This window comes from Enterococcus casseliflavus NBRC 100478 (genome assembly GCF_001544095.1).
Classification (GTDB): Bacteria; Bacillota; Bacilli; order Lactobacillales; family Enterococcaceae; genus Enterococcus_D; species Enterococcus_D casseliflavus.
The window spans coordinates 28,718-42,916 of the sequence record NZ_BCPT01000015.1 but is presented as its reverse complement, the minus strand read 5'-3'; the positions used below and the strand labels follow the sequence as shown (position 1 = coordinate 42,916).

At 39.4% G+C, this 14,199-nt stretch carries 18 protein-coding genes and 1 pseudogene; 3 read left to right on the top strand and 16 right to left on the bottom strand.

Going from position 1 to position 14,199, the window contains the following annotated elements; all coding sequences use genetic code 11:
- The first annotated feature begins 68 nt into the window (after window positions 1-68).
- On the top strand, window positions 69-500 hold the full coding sequence (locus tag ECA1_RS12760; RefSeq protein WP_060792675.1) for an Lrp/AsnC family transcriptional regulator: 432 nt from the start codon (window positions 69-71) through the stop codon (window positions 498-500).
- A gap of 58 nt (window positions 501-558) precedes the next feature.
- Here ECA1_RS12760 and ECA1_RS12755 read toward each other — a convergent pair whose 3' ends face one another.
- The 9 genes from ECA1_RS12755 to ECA1_RS12715 all read right to left on the bottom strand — a co-directional run bounded on the left by ECA1_RS12755 (window position 559) and on the right by ECA1_RS12715 (window position 8,357).
- Window positions 559-1,005, bottom strand: coding sequence for an Lrp/AsnC family transcriptional regulator (locus tag ECA1_RS12755; protein ID WP_005470356.1), 447 nt, complete (start codon window positions 1,003-1,005; stop codon window positions 559-561).
- A gap of 92 nt (window positions 1,006-1,097) precedes the next feature.
- Window positions 1,098-2,270 carry an MFS transporter gene (locus tag ECA1_RS12750; RefSeq protein ID WP_060792674.1) on the bottom strand — a complete coding sequence of 391 codons (1,173 nt, stop codon included), beginning with the start codon at window positions 2,268-2,270 and terminating at the stop codon, window positions 1,098-1,100.
- A gap of 14 nt (window positions 2,271-2,284) precedes the next feature.
- Complete coding sequence (locus ECA1_RS12745) at window positions 2,285-3,037, bottom strand: amino acid ABC transporter ATP-binding protein (protein WP_060792673.1); 753 nt, start codon at window positions 3,035-3,037, stop codon at window positions 2,285-2,287.
- Window positions 3,038-3,062: 25 nt separating this feature from the next.
- Entirely contained in the window at window positions 3,063-4,034 is a 972-nt protein-coding gene (locus ECA1_RS12740) for an NAD(P)-dependent oxidoreductase (RefSeq protein WP_060792672.1), read from the bottom strand.
- Window positions 4,035-4,046: 12 nt separating this feature from the next.
- Entirely contained in the window at window positions 4,047-5,267 is a 1,221-nt protein-coding gene (locus tag ECA1_RS12735) for an aminotransferase-like domain-containing protein (protein ID WP_060792671.1), read from the bottom strand.
- Between the two features lie 23 nt (window positions 5,268-5,290).
- Window positions 5,291-6,037, bottom strand: coding sequence for an amino acid ABC transporter ATP-binding protein (locus tag ECA1_RS12730; RefSeq protein ID WP_054114517.1), 747 nt, complete (start codon window positions 6,035-6,037; stop codon window positions 5,291-5,293).
- Window positions 6,034-6,744 carry an amino acid ABC transporter permease gene (locus ECA1_RS12725; protein ID WP_021150492.1) on the bottom strand — a complete coding sequence of 237 codons (711 nt, stop codon included), beginning with the start codon at window positions 6,742-6,744 and terminating at the stop codon, window positions 6,034-6,036. The genes ECA1_RS12730 and ECA1_RS12725 overlap by 4 nt, the downstream gene beginning before the upstream one ends.
- A 12-nt stretch (window positions 6,745-6,756) precedes the next feature.
- Window positions 6,757-7,569: a transporter substrate-binding domain-containing protein gene (locus tag ECA1_RS12720; RefSeq protein WP_060792670.1), complete on the bottom strand. Its 813-nt coding sequence runs from the start codon at window positions 7,567-7,569 to the stop codon at window positions 6,757-6,759.
- Window positions 7,570-7,604: 35 nt separating this feature from the next.
- Window positions 7,605-8,357: an amino acid ABC transporter permease gene (locus tag ECA1_RS12715; RefSeq protein ID WP_060792669.1), complete on the bottom strand. Its 753-nt coding sequence runs from the start codon at window positions 8,355-8,357 to the stop codon at window positions 7,605-7,607.
- 388 nt (window positions 8,358-8,745) lie between these two features.
- Between ECA1_RS12715 and ECA1_RS17240 the strand changes: the two genes are divergently transcribed.
- The gene (locus ECA1_RS17240; RefSeq protein ID WP_226818334.1) at window positions 8,746-9,348 is read left to right on the top strand and encodes a PHP domain-containing protein; all 603 of its coding nucleotides are present in this window, start codon (window positions 8,746-8,748) and stop codon (window positions 9,346-9,348) included.
- A 36-nt stretch (window positions 9,349-9,384) separates the two neighbouring features.
- Here the strand turns inward: ECA1_RS17240 and ECA1_RS12705 are convergent, their stop codons facing one another.
- From ECA1_RS12705 to ECA1_RS12675, 6 genes and pseudogenes are all read right to left on the bottom strand, one after another.
- Complete coding sequence (locus ECA1_RS12705; RefSeq protein ID WP_060792668.1) at window positions 9,385-9,882, bottom strand: GNAT family N-acetyltransferase; 498 nt, start codon at window positions 9,880-9,882, stop codon at window positions 9,385-9,387.
- Between the two features lie 55 nt (window positions 9,883-9,937).
- On the bottom strand, window positions 9,938-10,846 hold the full coding sequence (locus ECA1_RS12700) for an IS982-like element ISEfm1 family transposase (protein ID WP_060792667.1): 909 nt from the start codon (window positions 10,844-10,846) through the stop codon (window positions 9,938-9,940).
- A 415-nt stretch (window positions 10,847-11,261) separates the two neighbouring features.
- Window positions 11,262-11,507, bottom strand: a pseudogene (locus ECA1_RS12695) (MerR family transcriptional regulator); the annotation flags it as partial.
- Between the two features lie 795 nt (window positions 11,508-12,302).
- Entirely contained in the window at window positions 12,303-12,608 is a 306-nt protein-coding gene (locus ECA1_RS12685) for a hypothetical protein (RefSeq protein WP_060792665.1), read from the bottom strand.
- An 86-nt stretch (window positions 12,609-12,694) separates the two neighbouring features.
- Window positions 12,695-12,910, bottom strand: a complete 216-nt coding sequence (locus ECA1_RS12680) for a hypothetical protein (protein WP_010748155.1) — start codon at window positions 12,908-12,910, stop codon at window positions 12,695-12,697.
- A 66-nt stretch (window positions 12,911-12,976) separates the two neighbouring features.
- The gene (locus ECA1_RS12675) at window positions 12,977-13,177 is read right to left on the bottom strand and encodes a cold-shock protein (protein WP_005237682.1); all 201 of its coding nucleotides are present in this window, start codon (window positions 13,175-13,177) and stop codon (window positions 12,977-12,979) included.
- Between the two features lie 295 nt (window positions 13,178-13,472).
- Between ECA1_RS12675 and ECA1_RS17645 the strand changes: the two genes are divergently transcribed.
- Window positions 13,473-13,622, top strand: a complete 150-nt coding sequence (locus ECA1_RS17645) for a hypothetical protein (RefSeq protein WP_005237684.1) — start codon at window positions 13,473-13,475, stop codon at window positions 13,620-13,622.
- A 75-nt stretch (window positions 13,623-13,697) separates the two neighbouring features.
- On the opposite strand, the gene ECA1_RS12670 is transcribed toward ECA1_RS17645, so the two are convergent.
- Entirely contained in the window at window positions 13,698-13,901 is a 204-nt protein-coding gene (locus ECA1_RS12670; protein ID WP_060792664.1) for a hypothetical protein, read from the bottom strand.
- Window positions 13,902-14,199 lie beyond the last annotated feature (298 nt).

The following is a 14,199-nucleotide window of genomic DNA, read 5'->3' as shown; positions in this document are numbered from 1 at the left end:
TTGAAATTGATTCCTTTCACTTTGAAAAACAAAGAGAAACAGTACAAAAACAGAAAAGAGGAAAGTATTTGGATGAACTAGATAAAAAGTTGTTGAATCTGTTGCAGCAAAATGGTCGGTTATCGATCAAAAAGTTAAGTGAAGCGTTATTCATCACTGCACCTGCTGTTTCCCAACGAATAAAACATTTAGAAGAAACCGAGCAATTGTTGTATTATCAAGCGACGATTGACTATGAACAAGCCGGCTTGCCGATCAAAGCATTTATCCACCTGTCGATCGAACCACAGCAAAAAGCAAGTTTCTATCCTTTCATACAGGTGATCCCCAATGTGTTGGAATGTGATTGTGTCACCGGCCCTTATTCAATGTTAATCAAAGTCGTTTTCCCTTCTACCAAATCATTGGACAGCTTTATCAATGACTTGCAAAAATTCGGTCGAACCAACACCCAAATCGTTTTCTCGACGCCAGTTCCCTCTCGAGGATATCAATTCTGAAAACCCAAAAAGCGCGCTTATCTCACATAGACAGGCACGCTTTTTTTATATACAGGGGTCACTGGTCATCGACTGGCACTTGCAACCCTCGTGGTCCGACATTCGTTGAAAATACAATGTGGGTTTTGGTATCCCCATAAAATTGCAAATCTGTGATAAACCGATCCAAGACGACCGTATCACTAAAATAAACCTTCAAGAGCATAGAATAATCTCCAGTGATACAGTCACACTCGATCACATTTGGGATGTCTGCGATATAGGCATAGAAGGCTTCTTTATCTTTGGCATTCACTGCGCAATGGACATACGCTTTGATCAGATAACCAAGTTTTTGGTAGTCGATCAGTGCCTGATAAGAACGGATATACCCAAGGGTTTCAAGGTTTTGTACCCGCACAGAAACAGATGGCGATGAAATAAAGCATTGCTCTGCGATCTGTTTGACAGTGACTCGGGCATTTTGCTGCATGATGTTCAGTATCTTGCGGTCTAAGTTATCCATAATCATCCCCCGTTCTCATTATTTTCTCAGTTTATCGAGAAAACAACAGAAGCGCAAGTTGCAGATTACATCCTATGTTAAATTTCCTAACATCAACGCTGAGATAATTGGAAATAGCGATAAACAATCATCGCCCCACAAGCAAACAGACCACACCCAAAAAACATCATGTCAAAGCCAAAAAGACTGGCGATGATTCCCCACAAAAAAGCCCCACCTCCATAAGCTACATCTAAGGCTGCTGAAAATACCGCTGTCCCTTGCCCTCGCTGCGCCTCAGACACCGATTCTAATACAATCGTATTCATCACAGGCAATAAGCCGGCATAACCGACACCATAACAACTCGCGGCCAGAAGCAAGCTACTGAGCTGTGTCGTAAATGGCAACAGACAAAAAGAAACCAAAATCAATAATAAACTGCCATAAATCAATGTAGCCGTTTGGATTTTGGCGAGCAAACGTGGAAATACGACCCGTGTTGTGACCGTCATGATCAACATGACCGTAAAATAATAGCCTGCGCCGATAATCTCACGTTCAAGGGCATATTGTGCAATAAACGCCACCACGCCAGAATTGGCAAAGCATATCAAAAAAAGGATACCGCTAGGAAACACAACCGCTTTGATGCGAAGCAGTTCTCGTAACGATGATTTCGCTTCGCCAGAGTGCGTATTCCTCCGTGAAAAGGGCTGTTCTTTCAAAAAGAAACTCAACAAAAAAGCTGTTCCGCTCAACAAGGCAGCCATCCGAAAAAGTACAGGAAATCCATAATTTTCTACAACAGCAAGTCCTATCAACGGGCCGATGGCACTCGGCACAGCCTGGGCGATACTGAAATACCCCAATCCGACTGCTAATTTGCCTTCAGGAATCGTATCAACTGCCATCGTCGCTGCTGCTGTCGCTTGCAAACTATTGCCCACCCCTTGCAAGATGCGCAGACAAAAAAGCATCAATAGCCCCTGCAGCAGATTCAATAAACTAAAATCAATCAACAGAATGGCTAATCCCATACAAAGCAAGACTTTGCGTCCATATCGATCCAATGCCACACCGATTGGCAAACGGCAAAACAAAGCAGATAGCCCCAAGACACCTACAATGGCGCCGGATACTGCTTTAGAACCACCTAAAGAAGCAACATATAACGGCATAGTCCCCATTTGGGTCGTGATGGCTGTCATTGCTAGTACCGTGACCACCATCACTAAGTAAAAATCTTTCGACCAAAGCCGACTAGAGCTGTTCACCTTTTCCATATTGTGCCTCGTTTCTATACAGCTAATTGAAAACGTACTTGTGTCAAAAATTGCTGTGTACATTCTTCTTGCGGATCCTCAAAAATTTCTTCTGGTGTTCCCGCTTCTACCACCACACCATCCGCCATGAATATCACTTTATCCGCGACTTCTTGTGCAAATTGCATTTCATGCGTCACGATGATCATCGTTTGCCCACTATCAGCCAGTTGCTTCATGACATTTAGGACATCACCGACAAGTTCTGGATCGAGCGCTGAAGTGGGTTCATCAAACAGTAATAATTCTGGCGTCAAAGCCATCGCTCTGGCGATACCTACACGTTGTTGCTGTCCGCCAGACAGTTGACTAGGATACATCATAGCTTTATCTGCCAAACCCACTTTTTCTAAGGCAGATAACGCTGCTTTTTCTGCCAGTTTTTTTGGGAAACGCCGTGGTGTGCGTAGTCCTTCCGCCACATTTTGCAACACATTCATGTGGCTGAACAGCTCATAGGATTGAAAGACCATCGCTGTTTTGCGGGCGATCTCCAATCGTTGGGTTTTGCCAATATGTGCGAGATCATACTGGAAGTCACCGATAGAATAACTCCCCGCATCAGGCTGCTCCAACAAATTCAAGCAACGCAAAAAGGTCGTTTTTCCAGAGCCGCTAGGACCAATGATGCATACAACTTCCCCACGTTCAATTTGTAAGCCAACATTTTTTAAGATGACTTGTTTATCGAAAGACTTCTTCAATCCTTTGATTTCTGCTTGCAGCATACTCCCACCCTTTCTTTTCTATCGCTCAAAGCGCGATCGTATTGGCAGATTGTCCTTCTAGCAAAATATCTCTTGCATTGTTCAAAGCTGTTTCTGCAATTTCTTGTACAGCCAATTGGGTATAATACGCAATATGCGGGGTCAAAAGCACATTTGGCAGTTGATTCAGCTGTTGATAATAAGGATTTTGATCCCACCCAACTGAAAAATACCGTTCTTCATTGGCGATAGCGTCTAATACAGCACCAGACAAACGCCCTTGCGCGAGTGCGGCAATCAACGCATCCGTATCAACGATTCCCCCACGTGCCGTATTGACCAGACAACTGCCAGGCTTCATCTGTGCAAAAACAGAGGCCGAAAATAGCCCTTCTGATGCTTTTGTCAGCGGGATATGGATCGACAAGACGTCCGATGCAGCAATCAAGGTCTCAAAGGACACATATTCGACAGTCCCCTTCAACCGAGGATTTTCACTCCTACTAGTGGCAATCACATGTCCCCCCATATGATAAATCGCTTCTGCGACTAGAGCACCGATTCGACCAGTGCCTAACAAACCGACTGTTACGTCTTGTAGCTCCCGACCAATCACAGACCGTCGATCAAGTTTTCCTTTGATCATTGCTGGAATATTGCGTAAAACCATCAAGATCGACATCACAGTGTAATGGCCCACCGATGTTGGGCTATAAGAAGGGACATTGGTGACCGTCAACTGATGCTTTTGCGCCCAGTCAAAACGAAGACCGTCGACCCCCGTTGATTTGATCGATAACTGCTTCATCCCTAAAATATGCAAGCGTTGGTACAGGGACTCATCTTGCTGCATAGCCAGACTAGGATACAAACAGATGCCGTCGTGCCCTGCTGCCAAATGGATATTCTCCCAAGACAAGCCCTCCATTACGATCGTCACTGGTGTTTTGTGGATAAATTGCCACCGTTCGATATAAGCAATTTCCTCTTCACTTACCCCGTAATAAATCAATTTCATTGGCAACACCTCCTAAATGACCCCTTCATATGCTGGCGGCATAGCGTATTCCAACGCATCACCTAATAAAGCGATCCCTTGATCGATCTGTGCCAATGTCGGCTTCGTAAAATTCAGCCGAAATGAATGCTCATAGCCTTTTCCCGCAACACTCATGATATTGCCTGGAATGACCGCAACTTTCGCCTCATCAAGGTATTCATAGAACCGCTCTGCGTCCATCTCAGTCGATAGGAAACAGGTGATAAAATAGCCGCCTGTTGGTTTGATAAAGGTAAGCTTATCCGTTGGCAGTGCCTGTAATGCTTGCAGCATGCGGGCATATTTCTCTTGATACAACAAGGTCAATTGGGCCACATGACCTTCGAAATCATGATGATCCATATATTCGGCCAATACCACTTGCCAATAAAAATTGGTGTGGGAATCGGCGGATTGCTTGGCCAAAATCAATTTTTCCATTGCAGGACCAGCAGCCATCATAAAACCAATCCGGCTGCTGGGTGCCAAAATTTTTGAAAAAGATCCCGCATAAATGATTCGTCCTTCGGTATCTAATGTTTTCATCTTAGGGATCGGTGTACCTTCATACAACAACTCACCGTAAGGATCGTCTTCAAAAATCAGCACATCATATTGACATGCCAATGCATAAATGGCTTTACGTTTTTCCAATGGCATTGATGTGCCTAAAGGGTTTTGGAAAGTGGGGATCAGATACAACATTTTCACTCTTGCGTCTGTTTTGAGGATTGTTTCTAAAGCGTCAAGATCCATTGATTCTGCTGCAAGATCCATCGGTACCGGCACTGGTATCGCCCCATATCCTTTGATAGCATTCACCGCACCGGAAAATGTTTGCTCCTCGCATAACACCACATCGCCTTCATTACAAAAGACTTTTACCGCCAAATCCATGGCTTGGGTCGAGCCCGAAACCACCAGCACCTCCTCTTCGTTATCGATATTTGACAATTGACGCAAACGTTCTTTGATCAAGGTCCGTAAGCGCGGATACCCCTCTGATGCCCCATACTGCAAGAAAGACTCTGGGTCCGCTTCGTTATATAATTTTTGCGAGATCTCTTTCAATGTAGCCATTGGAAATGCTTCTGTCGGTGGAAATCCGTAAGCAAAGGAAATAGCTGCTGCAGACTCCATATTTTTTTTTGCATTCTCTCTTAATGGAGATGCTTCTAATGTCATGATACGTTGTGCGAATTGATAGGCCATTCTATTTCCTCCCTGCATAGTTGTTAGCCGGCCAGCTGTGTGGTAAAGCGGGCTAAAAAGGCTTTGGTTCGTTCTTCTTTGGTTTCCTCGAATACTTGTTGCGGTGTGCCTTGTTCAACAATATGTCCATTCTCCATGAAAACGACTTTGTCTGCTACTTCATACGCGAATTTCATTTCATGGGTCACCAATACCATGGTCGCACCGGCTTCCGCAATTTCTCTGAGCAGCGCCAATGTCTGTCCCACTAGTTCCGGGTCCAATGCCGAGGTAGGTTCATCAAACAAGATGACCTTAGGATTCAACGCCAACGCACGGGCGATCCCGATACGCTGTTGTTGTCCACCTGACAGTTGGCTAGGATAAAAATCTTGTCGTTCAGACAAACCGACTTGATCCAACAAAGCCTCTGCTGTTCGCAGGGCAGCTTCTTTGCTTTGTTTTTTGGTCACGATCAATGGCATCATGATATTTTCTTTGGCTGTTTTATTTTGAAACAAGGCATAATTTTGGAAAACCATCGCTGTTTGCCGTTGATGGGTCAATATTTCTTTTTTACTTGCTTTGTGCAATGTGGTGGTGGTTTCTCCCAATTGAATCACACCTTGATCTGCTCGTTCCAAAAAATTGAGACAACGCAAGAAGGTCGTTTTTCCCGAACCGGAAGGCCCCAATAAGACGACTACTTCGCCTTTAGCGACATCAAGATCAATCCCTTTTAACACTTCTTGTTTGCCGAATCGCTTATGGATATCCGTTACTTTCATCATAATGCGGCCCTCCTTAGTTTGCGCAACAGCCGATTTTCCAGTAATTGTGCCCCTTTTTCGATGACCAAACTAATCAGCCAATAAATGATCGCAACAGCCACATACGCTTCTAAAAACCGATAATTTTGCTGGGCCGTGATTTTAGCTGCCGCAAAAACATCGACAACACTGACCATGGAAGCTAAGGCCGACGCTTTAACCAACGAGATCAGCAAATTACTGAACATGGGCAATGAAATCGGCCAGGCTTGCGGGAGCAGCACACGACGGATGACTTGTAAGTTCGTCATGCCGATCGATTTGGCTGCATCGAACTGCCCTTTTTTGACTGCCGCAAATGCGCCCCTGAAAATCTCGCTGCTATTGATAGCAGACATTAAACTCAAGGCGGCGATCGCTATCCAAACCATGTTGAAATCTTTAAATCGCAAAGTCCAATGCATCGACTCCGCCCAAATATCAAACTGTTTAGCAGAAATAAGATATAACGCTAAAATCACTAAAACCACTGGGACCCCTTTTAAGACCGTGACAATCACTTGCAGCACTGGTGCGAGGATCTTGATCCTATACAGACGAATCAAGGCGATGATCAACCCAACCACCGCGCCAATGACTAGTGCGGTCAACGCCATAAAAAGCGTCGTACCAATATAATGACTTGCTGTTTTCAGCGCTTCGATCATAATAGACAATTGAAAACTCATCGCCATTCCTCCCTATTCTGGGACGTAATCCCCATCTAGATATTTTTCTGATAATTCTTTGATCGTTCCATCTGCTTTCAATTCCTCTAATGCTGTATTGACCGCATCAATAAAGTCTTGGTCCGCTTCTTTGTTGAACAATAAGTAGGCATCTGAGTTGTGGACTGGTTCGCTGCCGATCTCTAGATTTTCACTAAATGAATTGTTCCAATTATCGACTTGATATTCTGGTGCTAACGTTGCATCGACCGCACCTGAAGTGACTGCTTGTACGATTTGCTCGTTGTTGTATTCCCCATAAACCAATTCAAAAGCATCGGGATTTTCTGCCAGATAAGCCTCAGCCATTGCTGCTTGGTTAGTAGCAGTCGTCACATAGACTTTTTTTCCTGCTAAATCTTCGAAGCTATCGTAGACCGTACCGGCATCTGGATCAGAGACAATATACGTATCCCAGACCACATACCCAACATCCCCATAGACGAATTTTTCTTTCCGTTCATCATTGACTTCATATTCATAGGCAGCCATCTGGACTTTATTGCTTTCTAAATTTGATAACGTCGTTGGGAAATCCGCTCCTTCAAAGGTAAAGGTATAATCAAGTAATTTTTCGTCGATTGCTTTAACGACGGCGACATCATAGCCATCATATTCACCATTTTCGTCTAAATAAGCATATGGCAATGCTTCATTCCCAGTACCCACCTTGATTTCTGTTGCATCACTTGCTCCACTGCTTGTAGTGTCGGCAGAACTGCTTCCGCAAGCCCCTAAAACCAAAAGTGTCACCAATGTAATTGCACCTAAAATCGTTTTTTTCATTTGAATTCCTCCCTTTCCCTCTATCCAAAATTTTCCTATGTTGTTTTGATTTTTTGCTGTTTTTTGGTCCATGATATCAGTGGTACTTTTGCTGTTTGTTGTTTTGTTTTCGAAAAACTCATCCGACGTTCCAGACCGGTGAAAACACGTTCTAAGAGGAAGCTTAAGGTAATAAACAAGATCGCCGCACCGACATAGCCTTCAAGTGTATGGAAGGTCACTGCGCCTATCGCTCGCGCTTTGCCGACAACATCCACTACCCCAATGGTAAAAGCCAGCGATGTGTCTTGCAGCAGTGCAATCGTAGTTGTACCAAATGCAGGTAATGCGACACGGACAACTTGCGATAAAATCACTTGTCGATACATTTGTGTTTTCGTCAATCCGCAAGCAATACTCGCTTCCTTCTGTGTGACCGGTACACTTAGAATCGCAGCCCGGAAAGTTTCAGACTGAAAGGCAGCAGTATTTAATCCGTAGGTGATATAGATGAAAATAATTTTATTCCATGAGGAAACATCGATTTGAATCATTTGTAATAAGGCGGGTACACCATAATACACAACATACAGTTGAACCAATATCGGTGTGCCTCGAATAAATGAAACGAAGACTGCCGCCAGTTGACTCAGAAATGGCACTTTTTCGACACGAATAAATGCAAGTAAAATCCCTAAAAGCAATCCTGTAATCGACGCCACTGCTACTATCATCAACGTAACCGGCAAAGCACTTAAAACCTTTGGAAAATATTCCCAAACTAATTTCCACTGAAAAAATTCCGACATATTGCCCCTCCTTTTTTCTGAATATTCTGATTATTAGACAATATTACTAATGGAAAAAAATTTTTCAATAGATTCATTACTAAAACTTCATTAATTTTATAAATTCTCCCTTTTAACTAAAAAAAGAAAGATGCAAACGGCATCTTTCTTTTTAATATAAGAATATAAAATACTACCCGTGGTGCTAGTTAATTTTTTCCTAGAGGAAAATGTCTAAACATGTTGGTAAATCAACAAAAAAACGCATATAATAGTCTCAAAACTCCCAAGAAATGAGGACTATTTAACAAACTACGATGGTTACGTCGTGACAACTGAACATTTTGACTTAGCCAATCCTGTTACTAAAGTCGATGATATCCCCGATTATGAAATGTACAGTTAAACAATCGATAGCTTAAATAAGCGTTTTGGCAATCGTGTTTTAAAAGGCATCGAAATCGGTTACATCGCTTCTGAAAAGAATCGGATCATCGACTATTTAGCCGATAAAGATTACGATTTAAAATTACTCAGTGTGCATCATAATGGTCAATTTGATTATTTAGATGACGAAGTCAAAGATATGGATCCTGCTATTGTGATTCCTCAGTATTTTGCACAACTTTCAGAAGCACTAGTTGTTATAGAAGCAGATGTCTTTGCTCATTTTGACTATGGTTTTCGGGTATTTGGTCTATCCGTTGCTGAATTTAAACAATATGAAGCGCAGTTTTTACCGATTCTAGATCAAGTAATCAAAAATAAATTGGCATTCGAATTAAATGCTAAGAGCGCTTACTTGTATGACAATTTAGCGTTATATGAATATGTCATCGATTTATATCTTTCACGTGGTGGTACCTTGTTTAGTGTTGGATCAGATGGGCATTACCTTGAACATTTCCGTTTCCATTTCGATGATCTTTTTGCTCTGTTAAAAGCAAAAGGTGTGACGGAATTAGCGATTTATCAAAAAGGAAAGCGAATTATGGTTCCATTACCAGTCTAAAAAAACGTCCTCAGCATCAAAAGTGAGGACGTTTTTTTAGATTTCTTTTTCTAAAATCGGACAAATACGATCTTGTTTTCCTAAAGGAAAATGTTTGATCCCGATTTTTTTAAATCCATGACGTTCATAAAAACGAATACCTGCATGATTTTTTTCATAAACAGTCAAACGTAAATAACGTTTTTGTTTCGTTTTAGCATAACGATTCGCTTCATCGAGTAACCGTTGCCCTAACCCTTTGTTTTGATAATCTTTGAGCAGATAGAGCCGTTGAATCTCTATAGTATCTTTTTCATCATTGACTTTCATATAACCAATGAGTATTTGATGATCCTTAATACCAATAAATTTACTGGTTGACTGTGCCAATTCTACTGCCAATATTTCAGTTGTCAATTGTGTCTGTAAATATCCTTGCATATCAAGTGGATCTGCGCCATCGATAAACGATTCATAAAAACTGACAACACTTACAACTTGTAAAGCATCTAGATCATCATAATCTAAATACGCTAGTGTGATTTGATTGTTCATCTAACTCCTCCTTTTGACATAGTATACTATAAATCACCCGTGGTGCTAGTTAATTTTAATATCCTAAAGAATATCTCAAAGTTCCTTCAAAACGTCGTTGTGCTCGACTTAATAGAACACTGTAAGCCAGTAATATGCTTTCAAATCTACTCTCTATCCCTTTAACAGAACGTGAGTTGAAATTTTGACAACCTAATTTTTCTAAGGAAGAAAAAACAGTCTCAACTGTTTTTCTTTGTTTTCCAAGTAAGCTGTGGTCTAGTTTTTCTGATTTATCCATGTTTTTACGTGGCGGAACGGATATAGTAATGCCCTTAAGGGCAAGCTTTTCATGGATTTTATGGCTAATATATCCTTTGTGCCCTAGGATATTGGGAAGATTCGCTTCTTCCGATAAAGTCTCTAACACTTTCACGTCATGGACACCTGGATTCGTGATTGAGTAAGTAATCGGAAAGCCAGTCTTAGTAACGATCATATGAATTTTAAGACCATAAAAATAAGATTTTTTTGTTGAGTTATAGCCAACTTTGGCTATTTGATTCAATAGTTTTGCTTGTCTATTTCTAACTGGTTTACATAATAAACTAGGAAAACTATCTATAATTCCGACTAGTTCACCTTTGGTGAGCTTCTTGATGAAAAAGTATCGAATAATCTTGATAGTGTAAGCTAAGTTTGAACTTAAGCGAGTGAATCGACTCCTACTAGGAAAGTCACCATTAGGAAATAAGACGGAACAAACCGCTCTATACGTGGCTCTTTGGCTAGTATAGCCATTAATTATGCCCCATATAACACAAGCAATAATCACTGTATCGCGTTGCTTCAGTTGATCAGTATTTCTTCGGTTTTTAATCTTATCTGGTACACAATTGTGGTATATGTTAGAAACAGTTCTCATAATTTCCTTGAATGTTATAAAAGTATCTGTATAATGTTCAGTATATTTTGATGAACGCATATGTAGTCCTCATTTCTTGGGAGTTTTGAGACTACTATATGCGTTTTTTTGTTGATTTACCAACATGTTTAGACATTTTCCTCTAGGAAAAAATTAACTAGCACCACGGGTTTAATAAGTTTTGTAATAATTACTCGACACGGTAGTTCATTAGCTACGCAGCCACTGATCGTTGCATAGTTTCTGACATTGTTCTTATGATTCAGTAACTCTTATTCCGTTTGACTCCTAATAGTTCATGGGCGAAGCGCGTCCGTCTAAAATAGTTGTTTCTATCGTTTGAACCTCATTGACAATTTTTGGAGAATCTTACCATTCCTTTTCAGCAGTTAAATGTAAAATTCTTTAATAGCTACGCTTATTTTTCATCCAGAATGATAACCTCCCAAATTTTTCCTTCTATCTATATAGCATCATTTTGTGTTTCACGTAATTGAACTAGTTGAGCAAAATCAATTAAAGATTCAATCGACAATCCAGCATTTCGCAAGTTTTTTGCTAGATAAATCCAATTTAAATCATTGGTAGTATAATCTCGGTAGCCGCTCTCGTGGCGGTGAACGGGTGGTATCACGCCAACACGCTCATAATAGCTTAGTGTATCCACACTTAAATCAAACATTTCAGCTGCTTTTTTATATTCATCGAATCTCCTCCTCATTCTTCTTATTTATAATAAACCATGGAGTTAACTCTAGAGAAACCAGAAGCCTCTTGTCTCTATGCTAATACTATACTAAATACCTCCTCACATTCCGTAGACTATTAAAATATTAAGCAATAGATAAAATCAGTTAAATGCAACTTCTCATATTCTAATGTTTATTAAGTAAGAATAATGTTAAAATAAAAAAACGAAGAGTATTCGGCGCAGTCCAGAAAAACTTCCCCAAGTTTTCTGTGCCGGTACTCTTCTTAGATTAATGCATGTTGCTTAATCAGCCTACGCTATATATTTCTTTTTTGCAAGTAATTACGATGTAGAAGCAATGCTTAGGAATCCCTTACGTTTTTTCTATTTTTACTTTTGACTTCTTTTAAGTGCTATACTGGATAAGTACCATGAAAGTAGGTGTTCAAATATGAATACTAATTTTTATCCAGTAGAAGTTTTTAGTTCGGACTACCGTTTATATTCATCAAAAGCAAAAACAAATTTGTATGATTTTCAATCGAGACCACCTTTGATCACGTCATTTGCTGTGCTAAATTTGAAAGAGTTGCACAATATTCAACTCAAATTATTTATTTACGATATTGATATCGAAAAATTTTCTACTTTAGAGGAAGCTAAATCTAGATGTAACTCTCTTATGTATAAATAATTTAACTAGCTGATCATAGCTAGTTTTTTTGTATATCTGTATCTAATGAACTAAATGTTCATCCTTAATCTGCTTAATAAAAAGAAATATTTATCGCAAAACTTATGGTGGCGGATTTAGAAGTTTATAGATTAGCGAATGACACAGAAATATCTGCCATCTGCTATGGGTGAATCAGATAAAATATATTTCTGGATGGTTCCTTTGAAGAGTTTTTCTCCTTCACAGCAACTTTTTAAAGAAGTATACATTTTTTCAGAACCATCCAGATAATAAACATTGATTCCCTGAATCTGATTATAATTAATCGGAGAACGTCGTGTACAAGAAAGTTGATCTCCTAGATATTTCACTTGATTAACAATCATTGGGTCATTAAGCCAATTTTTGTTAAGTGTCAATTTTACGATTAACTGATGAATAGCTTCTTTTTGCATTTTATTCCTCCACTCAAACCAATCGTCTATCCAGTTTACATATACATAGTACGTGATTAAAAAACTCAATCTATTCTTCATTGATTTCAGTTACTCATTAAATTTTTATAATTTATAACTGTTCTTTCCGTAGTATTCGTCACTTCTGAATTTGAAAGGGTTACAACTGCCGAATTGCTGAGTAGCTTTATAATTGTTCCAGCTGCTTGTTTTTTTCTATATCGAAATATGACCTGTTGATCTATATGAAAAGCTTGGCCTTCTATTGAAAGTTGTTGTGGTTTCCATTGTGAAAAACTCATTCTTACCCCTCCTTTGAAGTATGAAAAACCCGCCTCACACATGTTGAGACGGGTTAAAAGGCACTTTTATGCTTTATAGATATTAGCAGCTTGCAAACCGCGTTGACCTTCTTCAGTATCAAAAGTAACTGCTTGACCTTCATCTAAAGATTTAAATCCATCCGCTTGAATCGCTGAAAAATGAGCAAAGACATCTTGACCATCTTCTCCTGTAATGAACCCAAAACCTTTATCTGAATTAAACCATTTTACTGTACCTTTATTCATACTATTTCCTCCTTGTGCATCATTACGAATGCGTTTTGTTGCAATAATTGTTTGATAAGCAAAAGGAGAGTATAAATTTATGTATAGCACTCTTAATACGTTTCAAAGTTTATCACTACAAGTAGTATACCACACAAACTCTTTAGTTGCAACTTTACATAAAAATATTATTTTTTTATAAACTTATCACTCACTATACACTATTTTATTTTTAATGTGCTATACTATCTATATAGAATTTCGCTATGAACGTTATCGTTACCTTTCGTCACTATTTGAGAGAGGAGAATGTATTATGACATTCACTAACAAAACAATTGATTATCGTGTTACTTTGGACACTAACTTAAACTTGTTTATTGTTTTTTCTAAAAATGATGAAACCAAAGTGGCAACCGGTACTACAATCGAAAATGCAGTACATGAATTAGAAAAACTAGCATAAGGAGTGAAACTCTCTAATGGCCAAGCTCTTTTCATATTAAAGGCAGCTACTTGTAAGAATGAGTAGCTGTCTTATTCATTTTTTGTGTGCTAATTTGCTAAAAATGATCTCCATTGTTTCAAGTGTATCGATATCCATCTGACACAACCAGAGAAATACCTTCTTTTCCTCCTCCGTCCAAGTAGTTTTTGGATAGGCGGAAAGAAGTTTCAGATATTTTACACGTTGGATACTAAATGACAATAGCCAGTGCTGTTCAAAACTCTCACTTTCTTCCATATCATCCCTCCAAAATGGTATTACCTACAGTTAGACATAGCAAATGCAAGTAACTTTTAACTAAAAAATATCACAAACTAGCAAGCCAATCATCACAGATTAAAAATTGCTTTTTTTATGTTAATAAAGCAGTACATCTATTTATTGTCTCCTATTCTTAGATCCAGCTTCAGCTCGATTTTAAAATAGAGCAAAATCCTATAATTTCTGATCCGTTAAAATCAATATTGTAGAATTCATAATCATTTTTTATCAAGCAATCATTTATTTAAAAACCATTCACATAAGTAATAATTAA